Source organism: Paraburkholderia sp. CNPSo 3281, assembly GCF_024206515.1.
Taxonomy (GTDB): domain Bacteria; phylum Pseudomonadota; class Gammaproteobacteria; order Burkholderiales; family Burkholderiaceae; genus Paraburkholderia; species Paraburkholderia nodosa.
The window spans coordinates 106,641-123,924 of record NZ_JAMBPS010000013.1 but is presented as its reverse complement, the minus strand read 5'-3'; the positions used below and the strand labels follow the sequence as shown (position 1 = coordinate 123,924).

Here is a 17,284-nt window from a genome sequence, read left to right as displayed (position 1 = left end):
TTTATGGGGCGTTCATTCATTCTGCCGGGCGGCAAAACCTCTTGCTGCGTGACGACACCGCACACCACGACAAACAGCACCCAAGGCACCAGGACCTGAACGGCTTATGCAACGCTTTTTCAACGTGTTGACAAACACGCGCACGCTCTCCGTCGTCGGCGTGATCGCACTCGCGGCCGCATTGTTCATCGCAGCCGATGCGCTGCAAATCAGCCCCGTCTGGCCCGCTGCCGTGCTGGGCACGCTGTTCGCGCTCTGGCTCGTGTTCTGGCTGTGGCGCCGCGCGCGCGTGCGGCGCGCGAACCGCAAGCTCGGCGACATGCTGGAGCAGCAGGCGCAGACCGACAACGCAGCGCCGGCAGCCGCACCCGCCAGGCAGGCGGAGCTGGACGTGCTGCGCACACGGCTCGTCGAAGCCGTAAAGACCATCAAGACCTCGAAGATCGGCCAGCTTTCAGGCGGCTCGGCGCTGTATGAGTTGCCGTGGTACATCGTCATCGGCAATCCGGCGGCCGGCAAGAGCAGCGCGGTGCTGAACTCGGGCCTGCAATTCCCTTTCGCCGACAAGCACGACGCCGTGGTGCACGGCATTGGCGGCACGCGCAACTGCGACTGGTTCTTCACGACCGAAGGCATCCTGCTCGACACGGCGGGCCGCTATTCGGTCCACGAGGAAGACCGCAGCGAATGGCTCGGTTTTCTTGGCCTCCTCAAGCGCCATCGTCCGAAGGCGCCGATCAACGGCATCATCGTCACCGCGAGCATCGCGGAACTCACGGGCAACCGCCCCGAATTCGCCATCAACCTCGCGAAGAATCTGCGCCAGCGTGTGCAGGAACTGACCGAAAAGCTCGAAGTGTTCGCGCCCGTGTACGTGATGTTCACGAAGGCCGACCTCATTACCGGCTTCACCGAATTCTTCAGCGGCAACGACCGCCAGGAGTACGACCGCGTGTGGGGCGCCACCCTGCCCTACGAGCCGGACGAGAAGCGCGATATCGTCGCGCTGTTCGACGAGCGCTTCGAAGAGCTTTACGAAGGCCTCAAGGAAATAAGCATCGCGCAGATGTCGCTCAGCCGCGGCAAGCAGCTAACGCCTGGGCAACTGAGCTTCCCGCTCGAATTCTCGGCGATCAAGCCGGCGTTGCGCGCGTTCCTCGCCACGCTGTTCGAGAACAACCCGTTCCAGTACAAGCCGATCTTCCGCGGCTTCTATTTCACGAGCGCGCTGCAGGAAGGCGAAACGAGCAGCGCTGCCGCGCAGCGCATTGCCAACCGCTTCCTGCTCTCCGCCGAGGGTCTGCCCAAGCCGCATAGCGCGTTCTCGAAGAACGGCTTCTTCCTGCGCGATCTGTTCTCGAAAGTGATCTTCGCGGACAGGCAAACGGTGAAGCAGTTCGCGAGCCCCGCCAAGACGCGCCTGCGATACGCCACGTTCTTCGGCTTCGTCGCGGTGCTTGCGCTCGCGCTGGGCGGCTGGACGTGGTCGACCATCGGCAACCAGCAGCTCGTGGCGAACGTGCAGGCCGATCTCGACAACGTCGAGCGCCTGCAGCAGAACCGCAACGACCTGCAGTCTCGCCTGCAGGCCATGGACATTCTCGAAGACCGCATCGAGCAGCTCGAGCAGTTCCGCCGCGACCGCCCGCTCGCCGTATCGCTCGGCCTCTACCAGGGCGACCGGCTCGAACAGCATCTGCTAGAGGAGTATTACAGCGGCGTCAGGCAAATCATGCTGACGCCCGTCTCGCAGAATCTCGCCTCGTTCCTCAAGGACGTGGACGCGCATCCCGAACTGCTCGCGCCGATGTCGCATACGCCCGATTCGGGCGCGATTCCCGTGTCAGCGCACACGGCAATGGCGGGCGGCAGCCAGGGCGGCCTCTATAGCGCCGCCTCGCCCACGAGTGTCGAAGACGCCTACAACGCGCTCAAAACGTACCTGATGCTCTCCGACAAGCGTCACGTCGAGGCCGCGCACCTGACCGACCAGATTGCGCGCTTCTGGCGTGGCTGGCTCGAAACGAATCGCGGCGACATGCCTCGCGACGAGATGATCAAGAGCGCCGAGCGCATGATCACGTTCTACCTCGCACGCGTCTCCGACGACGACTGGCCGATGATCGACGCGAACCTCGCACTCGTCGACCAGACGCGCGAGAACCTGCGCCACGTGGTGCGTGGCATGCCGGCGCGCCAGCGCGTGTACGAGGAGATCAAGGCACGCGCCTCCACGCGATTCGCGCCCATGACGGTGGCGCGCATCGTTGGCGACACGAATACCTCGCTGATTGCGGGCAGTTATGCAATTTCCGGCACCTTCACGCGCGAAGCGTGGTTCCAGTACGTGCAGCCCGCGATCCGCGACGCCGCGACGAAGGAACTGCAGGCGAAGGACTGGGTGCTCAACACCTCGGCGCAAGACGATCTCACGCTCGAAGGCAGCCCCGAGCAGATCCAGAAGGCGCTGGTGTCGATGTACAAGACCGAGTACGCGCAGAACTGGCAGAAGTTCATGCAGGGCATTGCCGTGCAGGACTTCGGCACGTTCGGCCAGGCCGTCGATGCGATGAATCGGCTGGGCGACCCGCAGGATTCGCCAATCCGCAAGATCCTCGAAACCGCGTACGACCAGACCTCGTGGGATAACCCGTCGCTCGCGAGCGTGAGCATCAAGCGCGCGGAAAGCGGCGTGACGGGCTGGGTCAAGCAATGGTTCTCGCGCATGTCGGGCAACACTGCCACGGCCAATCTCGACCTCAACGGCAATCCGGTCGAGCCTTCGATGGGTCCGATCGGCCAGGCGTTCGCGGGTCTGGGCCGCATGGTCGTGACGCACGACAACGCGTCGCTGCTCGGCGGCTACATGGACTCGCTCTCGAAGGTGCGCACGCGTCTGAACGTCATCAAGAATCAGGGCGACCCGGGACCCGGCGCGCGCCAGCTCATGCAGCAAACGCTGGACGGCAACGGCTCCGAACTGTCCGATTCGCTCAAGTTCGTCGACGAGCAGATGCTCACCGGCTTGACCGACGCGCAGAAGAAGGCCCTGCGTCCGCTGCTCGTGCGCCCGCTCATGCAGGCCTACGCCGTGGTGATCCAGCCCGCGAGCGTGGAAGTGAACAAGGTGTGGAATGCGCAGGTGTACCAACCGTTCCAGGCCTCGCTCGCGAACAAGTACCCGTTTGCGGGCAGCGCGAAGATCGAGGCCGGTGCGAGTGAAATCGCCCAGATGTTCGGGCCGGACGGTGCGATCTCGAAGTTCGTCGGCACGACGCTCGGGCCGCTCGCCGTGCGCCGCGGCGACACGCTCTCCGCACGCACCTGGGGCGACATGGGCCTCACGCTCGCGCCCGACTTCACGAACGGCTTCGCGCGCTGGGTGGCGCCGCTTGCGGGCGGCGCGGCGGGCGCGGGACAAGGCTCGTCCGAGCCGCAGACCGTGTTCCAGATCCTGCCGCAGCCTTCGAGCGGCACGACCGAGTACACGGTTGCGATCGACGGCCAGCAACTGCGCTACCGCAACACGCCGCCGCAGTGGACGAACTTCGTCTGGCCCAACCCGCAGGGCGCGCCGGGCGCGACGCTCTCGGCCACCACGTTCGACGGTCGCACGATCCAGTTCGTCAACGAGCCGGGACGTTACGGCCTGGAGAAACTCATCAACTCGGCGCAGCGCACGCGCCATCCGGACGGCACGTTCGACCTGACGTGGACGCAAGGCAGCGTGACCGTATCGGTGAGCATGCGCATCGTCAGCACCTCGCAGCCCACGGCTGCGAGCAGCAACGCGCCGCAGCAGCAAGGCTTGAGCGGCGTACAGCTGCCCTCTTCGATCGCAAGCGTCGGGACGGTGAACAGCGCGACTGCCAACCCTGCGGCCGGCGCGAGTGCGTCGCCCGCCGCCGTGGCCGCTGCGGCCCCCACTCAGACAGGAGGAACCGCGCAATGACGCAGTCCGTTCAGGCGCAGATCGCGTACTTCGGCAAGATTCCGTCGCGCGGCGACTTCGTCAAGAGTGCTCACAATCCGCAGCTCCTGCAGACATTGGATCGCTGGATCGCACAGGCGATGGAACTGCTGGCCGACGATCCGCGCTGGAAGATCGTCTATGCCGAAGCGCAGCCCATGCACTTCGCGTTTCTCGGCTCGCAAAGCAAACTCGCGATTGCCGGGCACATGGTGGCGAGCCAGGACCAGTCGTCGCGGCGCTTTCCGTTTCTCGCGGCCACCGCACTCGAGGTCGAGCAGCCGCTCGCCTTTCTCGCGCGCAGCCCGCTCGCCTTCGCGCGGCTGTGGTCGCGCGCCGCGCAGCAGATGCAGCCGCTCCTTGGCGCGAGCGAACCGGCGGGCGCGCTGCACGCGCTCGGCGAAACCCAGGTGCCTGTGGATGTGGGCGGCGTGGGCAACCCGCACGACGGCACCTTCAACGACTTCATCGAACACCAGACGCTCGAAGGCCTCGAGCGGATGCTGCTCGCGAGCGGCCACCCCGTGCGTCTGCGCGGCGCGATGCTCGCACTCGGCTCGCTGCTGCGGCCCGTGATGACGAGCGGTTCCTCGCATCTGGAGCGCGGCCTCACGTTGCCGCTGCCGGTCGACCCGTTCTATCGCAGCCTCGTGGCCGCATTCTGGCTGGAGCTGATCGCGCCGTTCGTTTCGAAGGCGGACTTCGAACTCGCTATCTTCATCGGCACCATCGCGCAGCGCGAGCGGCTCATCGTCGGCTTCAACGGCGCCTCGGCCCGGACCCTGCACAGCGTTGTCGATCCGCAAACCTACGCCGCCCACAACATCGATATCGACGACCCCGAATGGGTCGACGGTCACGCACAAAGCGACCATGGCATCAGCAAACTCGTCAGCTACCTCGATCAGCCGCAACTGTCGCTGCGTCTTGCGATCGACACGTTCCAGGAAGCGTTCGCTGGGGAGGCTGGGCATGCACGGCGCGGATAAACAGGCGTGGAATCCTGCGCGCACGGCGATAGCGGCGGCGCTCGCAGCCGGGCTGCTCGGTGTGGCGGGCGCGAACGCTTGGGCCGATGACGCGAGCCCAGCGCGCGTCTCGCCAGTGGGCAACAACAGCGCGCAGGTCAAAACGACAGAACTGCCTTCGACAGATCCCGCAGCTTCTGTCGCTACCGCCGCGCCCCGCTCGACCGCCACGTCCACACCCGCGCCCGTCGATACGGCGCCCGGTCAGGTCGTGGCGGGCGGCAAGGTGCCCGACGAGGCCACGCATGCAGCCGTACTTGCTCGCCTGCGCGAAACCTATGGCGCGGCAAACGTCGTCGACCAGATCGAAGTGGGCGACGTCGCCACGCCGCCCAACTGGTCCGATAACGTGCAGAAGCTGCTCAATGCGCAGCTCAAGCAGGTCCACAAAGGACAGCTGAAGATCGACGGCACGCAGATCGACGTGCGCGGCGAGGTGGGCAACGAGGCCACGCGCCAGCAAATCGCGAGCGATATGGCCACAGTGCTCAATCCGACCTACACGATCCGCAATGGGCTGCGCGTGAGCGCGTCCGAACAGGGGCTGCTCGACCAGACGCTCGCGAACCGCACGATCGAATTCGAAACGGGCAGCGCGACGCTCACGCCGCAAGGCCGCGCGATCCTCGACCAGATGGCGGCCGTGCTCGTGAAGATGAACACGCGCACGGTGGCGATCATCGGGCACACGGACAATGCGGGCAATCGCACGTCGAATATTGCGCTGAGCCAGGCGCGCGCCGATGCGGTTAAGGGCTATCTCGTCGCCAAGGGGATCTCGCCGCAGCAGATGACGGCGACGGGTGTGGGTCCTGACCAGCCGATTGCCTCGAACGATACGAGTGATGGGCGGGCAAGGAATCGGCGGATTGAGTTTCGGGCGGGGTTGTAGGGGGGTGCGGCCTTCGGGCCGATCATCACAACCTCAAGTCACTTCAGGCGGAAAGCGTTCCCGTGGTTTGCGACGCCACAAGCTTCGGCTGGGGTTGGCAGTGGCACTGACACAGGTCGCCTTCGAGGGCGACCTGTTTTCCCATTACCGTTAGCGTGTGCGCAGATCCGTCCGACACGATGACGCCTTGGGTGTTGCAGGTGTGGCACATCACCGGCGCCCCAATATAGGCCATGGGCCTGCCGGCAAACGAAGATCCCTCGATGCCATCCATAACGACGCCGTTGTGATCGGTCTTGTCGTCTTTCAGTATGAATTTGCGAGTCATCTTTTCACCCTACGCAATCACCGTTGCTGAGGTTTCGTCGGACGCCGACGCACGCTGCACATCATCCGGCCACACAGGCTCCCGGCTCGTCAGTTGCCCGATGTAGTGAAGTGTCGCAAGAAGGGCAGCCGGAAGGGCGACAAACGTCACCAGGACCTTGGCAACGCTGCCGACTTCCTTGAAGCCCTCGAACCAGATGCTGAACGATGCCTTCAAAGAAGGCCCTTCCGGCAGGTACCGCTCAACCGTCAAATGTTCAGGTCCCGCTTCCATGAACTGTCGAATGAACTCGAAATTTGCGAGGACTTCCCCGAGCACCTTTTTGCCCCACTCATCCGTTTCATCATCGCCATTAACGACGCGAACGCCGAAACTGAACGTATCCTTGATGGTCTTGCCATCGTCGTCCATGACGTAGCAACGCATGAGCGTAGGTGCGCCGCCAAACATCGCAGCGGACGGCAGGCGATGCGGGAAGAAAAAGGCTTTATCCCACGGCACCGCTATCACCCCTCCGGGGCCGTTGTGCCTGAATGCATAGACCATCCGGTTCTTGCGATTGAACCGGACCGTCTTGTGTCGATAGTTAAAGCAATCACGTAGCAGCAGTACCACGCAGAGAACGCCAAGCAGCACCAGGCATCCGAAAAATGCCCAAAATACAGGGACCAGCTCACCATATCGGGTGAACAGCACAGCTTGCCAGCCGCCGTAAATCGCAGCGGGGAAGCCGACAAGAAATGCGAGCGTCGCCCAACCCGATTGCAGGTACGAGGTGTTGCATACATCGAGAAAAACATCGTTCATCCGGAACACAACGTGTCCGTCTTCCGTCTTATCTGACGCAGGTTTGCGAACGTTTAACCGACGCTTCGCTTCCGACTCGTCGACGGGACAGTTCACGTCAATTTTGGTCATGTAGTCGTACATACGTGCTCAGCCTTACGAGGTCAGCCCTGCTGAATGGCTTCAGGCCAAACCAGCTTCCTGCGCCCACCCCACGTAATCACACCCCGTTCGAGGAATATCACATCACTCATTTCGAGAAAGATGTCGTTTATGTCGAACACAGCGTGTCCCGGGGGTGCACCCGTGCTGGCTGGGGCATCCACCTTGAGATGTTGGTTCTTCTCCCAGTCGGATATCGGCCACCGGAGCTTAACCCAGATGTTTCCGTCGAATGCCATCGCGTCAGAGTCTTAGCGTCCCGCCACTTAGGCCGTCACCGTCGAAGACGGTTCACCGGGGAGCGATGCTCGTTGTACGTCCTCGGGCCACACCGGCTCACGACTAGTCAACTGCGCAATGTAATGCAAGAGCGCCATCAGACACATCGGGGCAGCGACGAGCGTAGTTAGCAACCACAACGCGGGATTTGATTTGCGAATCAGCCTGAAATTGTAGAACAGCACACTCATCGACGCCCTCAGGGACGGACCTTCGGGCAAATAGTCCTCGATTGGCGGAAGCGATTCTGGGCCTTCCTCCATATATTTTCGAACGAATTCGAAGTTTGTCAGAAGTTCCTGGAGAACTTTCTGCCCCCATGCTGATGTCTCCGACCCTCCGTTTACGGTGCGTTTACCGAAACTAAACGTGTTGACGATAGTCTTGTCGTCCTCAGCGAGCACGAAGCATCTGAGGACCGTCGGCGCGCCGCCATTAAGCGGCGAAGACGTCTGCCGGTCAGTGAAGAAGAAAGCTTTGTCCCAAGGCACGGCAACGACCCCGTTCTTGCCGTTATGGCGGAAGGCATAGACCATCCGGTTTTTCCTGTTAAACCGAATTGTCTTGTGCCGGTAGTTGAAGCAGTCCTTCAGCAAAATGCCAGCACAAAACGCACACCCTATGGCGCACGGCACAACCAGTGTCCAGAAAATTGCGCTGCTATGAGTGAACAACACGAACTGCCAGCCAAAATAAGCAAATCCGGGAAATCCGACGAGAAAAGCCAGCGTTGCCCAACCCACCTGCTGGTATGAAGTATCGCAAATGTCCAAATAGATATCGTTCATTCGAAAGACCATGTGCTTGTCTTTCGCATCGCTTGCCGCCGGCTTGCGGATATCGAGGCGACGCGCGCACTCCTCCGCCGTCACGGAGCGATTTATCGATACCTTCGTTAGATAGTCGTAAGTCATATAGTCTTCAAGGCGCTGCAAACCCCAGTGCCGCCGCTGCGGAAGTTCCAACGCCAACTAGAGGCCACAATCCAAGAAACGGCAACACTTTCGGCGACAGAGTCGTCTTTCCGATAAATCGCTTACGCACGATACGTTCGAAGGAGTGGTCACGGCATTTCAATTCAGTTAGTCGATCACATCAGGGCTTGATCGACAGTTGGTCGGCTTTGATCCATCGAACCAGGTGTTTGCCGGAAGCGGTGACGTAGTCCACGTAGGCCCAGCCGGACGGCGACTGCTTCAATACCGTCACCGTATCGTTCTGGACCAGATAGGCGCGACTCGCGTGGCTATCATCGGGTGCAGTATAAAGCGTTGCTTTTTGCGCCGACACAGTCGCCGCACGGTTCCCGCCCTGCACCACTGCCGGCGCTGACGTATGTGCCGCGCCGACGTTCGCATTTGACAGTGCGGCGTCTATCAAGCGCGCATCGTTGTTCGCGCCTGCCTCGTGCAAGGCGGTCGCAATCTTTTGATAGGCCTCGCGATTAACGGACGACGGCGGATCGCACCGCAAGAGATTGTCCGCACCGGAATCGTCGTCGATTGCTAACTGTGCCGGCTGACCGGCGCTGATGAAGCGCAGCAGCCTGCTCGCCGACGGACGATCGCGCTTCAGCATCACGCTCGTTTGATCCTCCGTTCCCCACTGTGCGGGCTGGCCAGCCTGCCAACCCGCTCCGCATATCGCACCGGTTTGATCGGCGGTAATACACCCCGTGCGTAGCTCAATGACAGGACAGTATTCCCGGCTCAGGACGGACTCCGCTTGCCCCGGCCCAGACGATACCGTCCCCGATTCGACTCGCCCGATAACAACATATTGGCCGGACGGCGAGATATCGCTCTCGCTCGGCGGTTCTATTGCTGCACCTCCAGCGTTCGTTTTGCCTGCTCTTGGCAGCAGGCCGAACGTCGCTCCGTTCGGGAAATGGAATATTGCTTGTCGCCACGAACGCTGGGACGATGGGGCTTGAGGGTTCGAGGCGTTGCTATAGAGAATTGCCGCTCCGCCTGGCAAGGCGAATCGGTATGTGGACGAAGGGGCGCCGGCAAGTGCTGGCGTCGCGCCACCGTTGCTAAACAACAAGGCCGAAATGATCGCCACGTCGATACGAACACCATACATGCCACGCGAGCTGATTTGAAACGACGGAAACCTCATGGTCCCTTCACCAAGTCTGCTGATCGTACCCAGCGAACAATCTCGTTGCCGTTGATCTGGCGATAATGGATCCGCGCCCAGCCGCCGACTTCGTCGAGCACCGCCACTGTATCGCCGCCGATCAAATAGCCCTTTCTCTTTCCGTTTTCTTCCGGTTTGTCATACAGCCAGGCTCGTTCCACTGCGACGTGACTGGTGCGCTCCTGAAGTGGACTGGCTTCGTCCGCTTTGCTCGTCTGGTGCGACATTGCCCCATACCCATGGATCAGCGTAGCAAGATTCAACTGTTGCTTCGTAGTTGGCAGCGTACCGAAATAGTCCCTATCACCCGTGGCGATTCGTGCTTTCGCGGTGTCGATGGACTGCCCCTTATCGTAATGTACATAAGTCGGTTCAAAGCAGTAACCATTGTTGGTATTTTCTGGACGTTTATCCAGCAACACAAAGGTGCTGGCCGAAACCTGCTGCAACAATGGTGGCGTGCAATACGGGCGTGGCGCGAACTTGTCCGGCACTGGGCCAGTTGGGTGTTGCCGCAAAAATTGCTTCTGGACTGGGCGACCGTACACAAGTTTGCGCGCGTAATTTCCTGAAGCATCTGAAAGAAAATTGGTGTTCTGCTCTTCCGTTCCGGCGTCCTCGCACGTCGTCAGAAAGACGTTCTCACCAACCGTCCATCTGATCGTTACGGCAGCGTCGCCGCACAGAGCCTGGGCTGCCGGAGGTTTGTCATTGACGAAGACGACGCATTCGTCGTTCGCGCAATCCGATGCCGCGGGTTCGGCGGCGCCCGCCATTTCACACGCGAGCACGATAATGACCAGCGTCAGCGCAGACGTTTTGTATGCCACATATCCGTTGCATCGGGACAGGAATATCATGCGTCGACCGACATCGACTGCTGAGAAGCAACGAGCCTCGGCGGCAGATTACATCTGCAAATACAGAGATCGTCGCTCAATGCTGCATGTCGCCCATCTGGCGCGGTCATCACCTGACGTGGACCATCGCATTTGATATTGCCGGTGGTATTGCATGCGGGGCAATGCACGTCATCGCCTTCATGGGCAACGTCTCGGCTTTCGAACTGGATCGAGGTTGGCGCGGCGACCACGGTACCGTTCGCGGTGGTCTTGTCGCCGTTTAGTATCAGATAACGTCGCATGGCTTACGCTCGCGAATCGACTCGGCGAGCGACCTCTGTAAGTTTCAATCAATTGCTGATTAAGATCATCCACAGCTATCGGGATGAGACTGAACGGCACGCCCGATCCCCTCCCGTCCGTGCCTTGAATCGAATCAGTTGATTTTTGTCGGCATCGCGCACTTGAACGCATCGGTTGGTAAGTGCAGGCCGTCCAGGACACGCTTCGCATTCGAGTCGTTGATCGATGTTACGCCCGCCGCCTTTGTCAGACTGACGGATGCGTCAGAGGCGTAACAGAACGACCGATTCGGTGCGTCGTAAGCAAGTACGCGCCACGCCGTGGCCTTGAGCAGGCCGGCATAGACTGTCGGATAGATCACCAGCTGCGGCGTACCACTCGCGCCGTGGACAATTAGCGGTCGCTTGAAACCGGCGCAATTGTCGTCGCGCGCGTCAACGAGTGGCTCCGGCGTCATTTTTACTGGCGTCACGTAATCACTGTCGGCCTTGTAGATCAGGACATCGCAACGGCCCGAGCGCAGAGGATGATCGTCCGCGTTACCGTTGAGAACCGGCAGCAGCCATCCCTTCGTTCCCCCGGATTCGAAGGACACGATACCCACGGACTTGACATCGAACGCCTGATCGCCTCCCCGGTTGGTATAGAAGACACTGATAGACTGTTCGATCAGATCGGTAATGTCCGGCTTGTCGTGCTTCACGTGCGGCTCGGTGCCCCAGCATGCCGAGGCAAAAGCTGTAAGAATCGTGGCCGCTAACAAGGCAAATCGATATTTCATGGAGTGGCTGGGCACATCACCCTCTCAAATGCGATACTCGTTCGCGGTAGTTTTGTCGTCGTTGAGTATCAGATTGCGTTGCATGGTTAGCGCTCGCGAAGAGGATGCCAGCCTACGCTTGTTGCTCGAATACGCCGCGCGGCCGAAAATAGCTGAAAGGTTCGACATTCGCCACAAAATCGACCTTGGAGTTGTGAATGTAGTGCGAAAAAAAATTCACAATACTGTCAGGTGCGTTTGTCATCCACGCATCCAGGCGCCACTGCTCCGGCTTGAAAGCATAAAAAAAGACGCGCTCTTCGGATGTCCCACGATCAGTTACGACGACGTCGCTATGCGTCTTCAGCGCCTCAGCATAAGCAGGTGCCTCGATGTCAATAGTCCCCCACATTGCATGCTTGATGGAGCTACCATTGAACGAGGCCTGACCAGCGAGTGGTTGCTTTCGTCGTGAAAGCGTCCCGTTGCTTTCGTAGTATGCCTTCATATGGCACTTCATGTCGGCTTCCACCGACGTTCCCGGTGGGCTGGCGGCACTCATGTAACTCTGATAACTCTTCTGCGTGTCCGGCTTGACGGTAAAGCGGTCAGCGATGGGGGCGAGGGTAGCCTTGATCTCCGCAAGCGACAGCAAGCGAACACCGACCTTCAGCGCTTCCAGGTGCATATCGGCCATAGGAATCCGCGCATAATTTCCATCCAGATCTTGCTCACGTGGCCCATACCCGCCACCGATATCGGAATGCACACCGGGGTAAACCTTTTCAGTCCAACCCGCCTTGTATCGGCCGCCTTCACGAATCAAGTCCACGGGAAACGAGTACCGGAGTTCATTGGCTGCGACAAAGTGCACACAACGCTCGACACAGTTGGGAATACGCAGGTCACGTTGCTCCAGCGGCAGCGTGAGGTTGTGCGCCGGCAAACCGAACGAGGCAACGGTGTCGAATACGCCCAGAAACGTGAAGCGGACTGGGAAACCATTCAATGTCAGTGAACCATCGCCCTGCTTCTTGCACTGTCCAACCAGCATATTCACGAACGCACGTGATAGAGCCGCCCCGCGAGAGAACCCAATCACCGATATATTAATGACTTTGATAAGGCGATGTGCGCCAATCGCCTTGTTCAGATCATTCAGGCTTGCACTTCTGTTCTTGTCGACATACTGCTTGACCTCTCCCCCCATCTTCCTGGCGTTGTTAACCAGAGCCTGGCGTAGCGCCTGATTCATGCGATCTTCGCCGTCGAGCAGTCGGCGATCACCCCCTGCGCCGAACGCGCCACCTAAGACTGAATCCTCAAGCCAAACATCCGGTTTGTCCACCCAAGAGGCTTCTCCGTTGAATGGCGTGCCAACGCCGCTGATGTAGTAACTGTAGGTTCCTATTGACGGGTCATTAACCGAGGCATCGAACAATCTCGCGACATTGCTCCATCGTTGTCCTGCCGCATCGGCATCCCGATTATTTCCAGTGCCATCAAAGAAGAATGCGATGTGAACCACATCAGAACAATCCTGTTTCGCCGTTGGCGGCGCGTTCGGTACGTCGCGCGTGGCCGCTGCTATGATCTGCATCACCGAAGGAGGCTGAGGAAGCGAACTCATTATTTCTTTTCCTCCGGCTCTGGCCGCTCATCAACGTATTCTTTGGATGCTTCAGCTAAGGCAGTCTCATTTGGGTACACATGCACGGTGAGAACCTTGGAGTCCCCGGGCAATTCCTTCAGGACGGCAGTCGCATGAATTCTTTCACCCAATCTCGGAGCTCCTTCTGCGCCTCCGAGTGAATATTCGATCGATATCGGACCTGACGTCACCTTCACGCAGCAGACGATTTTTCCACCTGCTCCGCCAGGGTGATAGGCCATGAACGCGCCACCTGCGTATTGACCGTTAACAGCAACATCGTAAATCGCACGGGGCCAGTAGTTGTAAATAGCGACATCGAGATTCATGGGCCTCTCCGAGCAGGCAGTGAGTGGCAATACAGACAGCAGACCGACGAATAGGCATCGGCCTAAGGTGTTGACTGCAGCATCAGGTTTGAGCTTCATTCTTGTTGTCTCTGGTGTTTCGGTCGATATCGACAATTCGATGGGTCAACCTCAGCCGTTCGATTAGCGGGTGAAAAGATCACGAATGCGCCTCATCAATCGACGGGATATCCCGTGGAAAGTTCTTCATGAAATCGTCAAAGGTCAGGACCCTTGTCTTGACCTGCGTGAGCAACACGGCGACTTTCGGCAAGGTGTCAAATGAGTCCCCGTAAGCAAGTGCAATGCAGCAATAATTGACCAGATCGCCAGTGCCTTCCAGGCCATATTGTCGCGCATTCAGAATTTGCGAACGCACAAATGTGTACTGTGCCGATTCGGGGATTCGCAGCAGCAAGCCCGGCATGTTGAGACGGATATAGTACAGAATGCTGTCCGGCACGCTGACTTCAACCAAAGCATCGACCTGATGTTGGTCGAGATGAAATGGCGGCGGGCTTGACAACACATGATCTACGACTGAACTCTTATCCCAGTCGATCGATCGCAAGCGGCCGGCTCGATCCCAGTACCACCACTCGAGAACTGGAGCCAGGAAAGCCTGCTTCTGCTCGACCGTCAGCACCGGACCGCTAACATGCTGGGTGTCATCCCCCCTGGCTCCGTTCAGTACAGCAAGAATGCCGGGGTCCCAGAACGCAAGGGCCATAACGGTACGATCCGGCAAGACAACATCGACGAACGCGCTCAAGTGTCTGGCAAGCGCCTCTAGCGGCAGTGTAGAGAACAGTAGCGTCGCACACGGCACATTCGACACGTGACGATCCAGCCATTTCCCAGCGCGGAGATAGTTCGTCTCGTCGATCGGGATCAGATACGGAGCAACTGCTCTTACGTCGGCCCCACCGTCCAGCAGACAGACGGCCTCTGCGGATTCGAAGAGCAGTGCAGTCGGCAAAGTCTTGTCTTGGGCCGGATCGGCCAGCACATACGCGCGTGCGTGTTGGGGCCGTACCATCGAGAATACGGTTACTGCATCCATTCGTTCACGATCCCTTCTTGTTATCAAAAGCAGCCGGTGCGACTGCACGTCGTCGCAGGCATTCCGCACAGGTCGAACGCGTCGCCGGGCACTCGGGTACGAAAAGCACGTCAGACTCCCTTCGCAATAAGCGCATTGCGAGCCGCCGCGCGTTTCAACAGGCATTCGACGCAAATGGACTGAGGTAGCCCAGGCAACGGATAAGGCTGGCTTGCCGGGCCCGCAAACGAATGCTGCGCCCCCTTGATATCGATCGTCCCAGGAGCATGAATTTCTATGTTGCCATCTTTGATGCGGATATAGGCCCCGCCGGACGTCAGCAGGATTTCCTGTTTCGCGGCGGCTTCGATATTCTCTGTCGCGGAGAGCACCTTGACTGTCTTCTGTGCGGTCAACTCGATGTTGTCCGAGTGCGCTTGAACTTCGACCTTCCCTTTCGCCGCAAAGAGCTTCATCCCCGCGTTCTGCACGAACAGACTGATCTTTTCGGCCGCACTGGCCGCCAACGACTTCCCACTGGCGATGAACGTGCTCTGTCCACTGACGAGATTGGTCTGTCGATCGCTCGCCAAATGCACCGACTGCTGTGTCGATAGCGCAATACCAAACGGACTCGCCATCAGCATGACAGGCGACTTGAAGGCGTTTGCACTGCCGGTGCCGCCTCCCGCCGTTCTGCCGCCAGACGCCGTACCTTGCGCACTGCTCTGCGTCGCATCGGTAAAGGACTTGAGCGCATCGTGCCCGTCATTGAGACTCTCCGCCTGATGCGCCTCACTAGCCTGCGACATCGACTCAACCACGCTCCCGGCGCCCACGAGTTGCTGCCTGGCCTCGCTCACGTCCAGTTGGTGGCTGCCAGCCTGCTTAGGATGCGTTGTGACGTATAGCCCCTGCGAAGCACGCACCGCACCGTACGATTCCGTCTTCAGGTCGAACCCCGAGCCGAGATATGAACCGCGCGTATTCCCGCTCTGGTCGATCAGATACCCCAGGTGAAGCACGCTGTTACCCGTACTGCTGAACAACCTCGCACGATTCTGCCCCGTAGCATCGTCGAGAACCATTTCATTAAAGCCGGAACCCGAATACTCTTTCGACCGGTAGCCGGAGAGAATACCGTTGCTGTGCCACTGCGGCTGAACGCTCCCGTTGTACACGCGATGCAAAACGATCGGCCTGTCACAGTCGCCCCCCACATACCCAATGAGCACTTCCTCACCGACCCGGGGAACGTGAACGCTGCCGTACCCACCACCCGTATCCGACTGCGCGACCCGCACCCAGCACGAAGCGCCCGCATCTCCAGAATTCTGCCGGTCCCAGATGAACATCACCTTCACCCGGTTCAACTCGTCCGTGTAGACCTCTTCACCCTGTGGTCCAACGACGATAGCCGTCTCCAGGTGCATCTCCGGCTTCTTGTGCTCGAACGGGCTGCGGTACGGAACCGTCACGCGCTGCGCCTCAACTTCGACCAGATAAAAACCTGCGGAACCGTCTTCCTGGGTAACCGTCTCTCCGGTGTGCCCGGATTTGGCCCGCGCCAGTTCGTTCTGCAGGCTGTGCGGAAAACTCGCTGCGTGGTCCGAGAGCGGCAGGTTGTTTTCGATGTACCTGCGCACCTTGATCGCGGCGAATTCTCGCTGGCTCGCCGAATCGTGATCGTGCTCCGGGTGACCGGTCAATGCGAAGCGCAGTCCCGCATCGATACCGCGAACGCCACCCGCAGCGTAGAAACGCTTGGCCCGCGATTCCCACTCTTCCAGATGAACTCTTGAAAGCTGCTCGCCGCGAGTCTGGTCCGAGTACGTATAGGCACCGGTATATTCGTAAACTTCGGCCTGCTCCGGCAAATCCCCCTGGTTCGCCATCGTCGGCAGCGTTGTCCCTTTGGGATTGACCGCCGACGACGGTGCCTTGTAGTCGAACGTGCGCGTCGTATGCACCGTGCTCTGTAACGTCCGCGAACCCGACCATTGCGTGAAGGCGTCCGTTTCGCTGCCAGTGCCCGACCGGTAGAACGTAACCGGATTCGGCGACACCTCATCGAGTGAGTGGATGTCGTCGGTCACGACCAAGGTATGTGACTTGCCGTCCTTGGCCTGCCGCCAGAAGCCGAACAGGCCTTCTTCTTCCATCAGCCGGTGGACAAAGTTCCAGTCGGTTTCGCTTTGGCGACAATACGAGCGTTGCGGCAGCGGCTTGCTCAAGGCGAACTGGAACTGGCCGCGCGCCTGCGGATGCTCGTTGAATACGTCCGTGATGATGGCGTCGGCGCTCTTGTCCTGCCAGTACCGCATGTCGCTGCGGAACCGGAGAAAGTGCATCCATGAGGCGTAGGTCAGCTGGTAACTTGTGAAGCTGCCATCCGCGCCGAGCCTTCGGGCCGTATGAATATAGCCGTTGACCGGGAGATAGGACTTGTCCGCCTGCTGAATCCACAACGTCATTGGCTGCGCAATGAGCTTCTTGAGCTCGATGTCACCGGCTGTGGACACCATGTCGAGCGTGCCGCTGAAATCGCGCCCCAACTCCGAACAAAGAACTGCCCTGCGCGGCACGAGCGCAGTATCCGGTAATGCCGGAATATCTGTTTTGACCAGGCGGTCCTGCTGGATCAGACCGCCCTGAATTATCTGGACCAATTCAGTCAGGTTCATGCCAATTCCATATTGTTGTACGTTCCGGGCCATGCAAACAGCGCTGCCGACTTCCAAAACCTCGGAGC

General features: G+C 59.7%; 14 protein-coding genes. 3 read left to right on the top strand and 11 right to left on the bottom strand.

The window, feature by feature from the left end; translation table 11 throughout:
- The first annotated feature begins 106 nt into the window (after nucleotides 1-106).
- Genes tssM through M3I56_RS16120 form a run of 3 tightly spaced genes read left to right on the top strand, consistent with a single transcriptional unit; the run spans nucleotide 107 to nucleotide 5,890 of the window.
- On the top strand, nucleotides 107-3,952 hold the full coding sequence (tssM, locus tag M3I56_RS16130) for a type VI secretion system membrane subunit TssM (RefSeq protein WP_254354839.1): 3,846 nt from the start codon (nucleotides 107-109) through the stop codon (nucleotides 3,950-3,952).
- On the top strand, nucleotides 3,949-4,959 hold the full coding sequence (gene tagF / locus M3I56_RS16125; RefSeq protein ID WP_254354838.1) for a type VI secretion system-associated protein TagF: 1,011 nt from the start codon (nucleotides 3,949-3,951) through the stop codon (nucleotides 4,957-4,959). Before tssM ends, tagF begins: the two co-directional genes overlap by 4 nt.
- Nucleotides 4,943-5,890, top strand: a complete 948-nt coding sequence (locus M3I56_RS16120; protein ID WP_254354837.1) for an OmpA family protein — start codon at nucleotides 4,943-4,945, stop codon at nucleotides 5,888-5,890. Before tagF ends, M3I56_RS16120 begins: the two co-directional genes overlap by 17 nt.
- A 43-nt stretch (nucleotides 5,891-5,933) precedes the next feature.
- Here M3I56_RS16120 and M3I56_RS16115 read toward each other — a convergent pair whose 3' ends face one another.
- The 11 genes from M3I56_RS16115 to M3I56_RS16065 form a co-directional block, all read right to left on the bottom strand.
- Nucleotides 5,934-6,218, bottom strand: coding sequence for a PAAR domain-containing protein (locus M3I56_RS16115; protein ID WP_254354836.1), 285 nt, complete (start codon nucleotides 6,216-6,218; stop codon nucleotides 5,934-5,936).
- A 9-nt stretch (nucleotides 6,219-6,227) separates the two neighbouring features.
- Complete coding sequence (locus M3I56_RS16110) at nucleotides 6,228-7,148, bottom strand: DUF6708 domain-containing protein (protein ID WP_254354835.1); 921 nt, start codon at nucleotides 7,146-7,148, stop codon at nucleotides 6,228-6,230.
- 284 nt (nucleotides 7,149-7,432) lie between these two features.
- Nucleotides 7,433-8,359 carry a DUF6708 domain-containing protein gene (locus M3I56_RS16105; RefSeq protein ID WP_254354834.1) on the bottom strand — a complete coding sequence of 309 codons (927 nt, stop codon included), beginning with the start codon at nucleotides 8,357-8,359 and terminating at the stop codon, nucleotides 7,433-7,435.
- A 181-nt stretch (nucleotides 8,360-8,540) separates the two neighbouring features.
- Entirely contained in the window at nucleotides 8,541-9,026 is a 486-nt protein-coding gene (locus M3I56_RS16100; RefSeq protein ID WP_254354833.1) for a hypothetical protein, read from the bottom strand.
- 536 nt (nucleotides 9,027-9,562) lie between these two features.
- On the bottom strand, nucleotides 9,563-10,417 hold the full coding sequence (locus M3I56_RS16095) for a hypothetical protein (RefSeq protein ID WP_254354832.1): 855 nt from the start codon (nucleotides 10,415-10,417) through the stop codon (nucleotides 9,563-9,565).
- A 26-nt stretch (nucleotides 10,418-10,443) separates the two neighbouring features.
- Nucleotides 10,444-10,731 (bottom strand): PAAR domain-containing protein, encoded by a 288-nt coding sequence (locus M3I56_RS16090; protein ID WP_254354831.1) that lies wholly within the window; start codon nucleotides 10,729-10,731, stop codon nucleotides 10,444-10,446.
- Nucleotides 10,732-10,865: 134 nt separating this feature from the next.
- Nucleotides 10,866-11,513 carry a hypothetical protein gene (locus tag M3I56_RS16085; protein WP_254354830.1) on the bottom strand — a complete coding sequence of 216 codons (648 nt, stop codon included), beginning with the start codon at nucleotides 11,511-11,513 and terminating at the stop codon, nucleotides 10,866-10,868.
- A gap of 112 nt (nucleotides 11,514-11,625) precedes the next feature.
- Nucleotides 11,626-13,122, bottom strand: coding sequence for a DUF2235 domain-containing protein (locus M3I56_RS16080; protein ID WP_254354829.1), 1,497 nt, complete (start codon nucleotides 13,120-13,122; stop codon nucleotides 11,626-11,628).
- Nucleotides 13,122-13,472: a DUF3304 domain-containing protein gene (locus M3I56_RS16075; protein ID WP_254354828.1), complete on the bottom strand. Its 351-nt coding sequence runs from the start codon at nucleotides 13,470-13,472 to the stop codon at nucleotides 13,122-13,124. Before M3I56_RS16075 ends, M3I56_RS16080 begins: the two co-directional genes overlap by 1 nt.
- A 178-nt stretch (nucleotides 13,473-13,650) precedes the next feature.
- Nucleotides 13,651-14,553: a DUF4123 domain-containing protein gene (locus M3I56_RS16070; RefSeq protein WP_254354827.1), complete on the bottom strand. Its 903-nt coding sequence runs from the start codon at nucleotides 14,551-14,553 to the stop codon at nucleotides 13,651-13,653.
- Nucleotides 14,554-14,663: 110 nt separating this feature from the next.
- Entirely contained in the window at nucleotides 14,664-17,216 is a 2,553-nt protein-coding gene (locus M3I56_RS16065) for a type VI secretion system Vgr family protein (RefSeq protein WP_254354826.1), read from the bottom strand.
- Nucleotides 17,217-17,284: the final 68 nt, after the last annotated feature.

Coding starts and splice junctions, on each gene's coding strand:
- M3I56_RS16090 (WP_254354831.1), bottom strand. CDS start 10,731: ATGCGACGTTATCTGATACTAAACGGCGACAAGACCACCGCGAACGGT.
- M3I56_RS16075 (WP_254354828.1), bottom strand. CDS start 13,472: ATGAATCTCGATGTCGCTATTTACAACTACTGGCCCCGTGCGATTTAC.
- M3I56_RS16080 (WP_254354829.1), bottom strand. CDS start 13,122: ATGAGTTCGCTTCCTCAGCCTCCTTCGGTGATGCAGATCATAGCAGCG.
- M3I56_RS16085 (WP_254354830.1), bottom strand. CDS start 11,513: ATGAAATATCGATTTGCCTTGTTAGCGGCCACGATTCTTACAGCTTTT.
- M3I56_RS16105 (WP_254354834.1), bottom strand. CDS start 8,359: ATGACTTACGACTATCTAACGAAGGTATCGATAAATCGCTCCGTGACG.
- M3I56_RS16070 (WP_254354827.1), bottom strand. CDS start 14,553: ATGGATGCAGTAACCGTATTCTCGATGGTACGGCCCCAACACGCACGC.
- tagF (WP_254354838.1), top strand. CDS start 3,949: ATGACGCAGTCCGTTCAGGCGCAGATCGCGTACTTCGGCAAGATTCCG.
- tssM (WP_254354839.1), top strand. CDS start 107: ATGCAACGCTTTTTCAACGTGTTGACAAACACGCGCACGCTCTCCGTC.
- M3I56_RS16115 (WP_254354836.1), bottom strand. CDS start 6,218: ATGACTCGCAAATTCATACTGAAAGACGACAAGACCGATCACAACGGC.
- M3I56_RS16110 (WP_254354835.1), bottom strand. CDS start 7,148: ATGTACGACTACATGACCAAAATTGACGTGAACTGTCCCGTCGACGAG.
- M3I56_RS16065 (WP_254354826.1), bottom strand. CDS start 17,216: ATGAACCTGACTGAATTGGTCCAGATAATTCAGGGCGGTCTGATCCAG.
- M3I56_RS16120 (WP_254354837.1), top strand. CDS start 4,943: ATGCACGGCGCGGATAAACAGGCGTGGAATCCTGCGCGCACGGCGATA.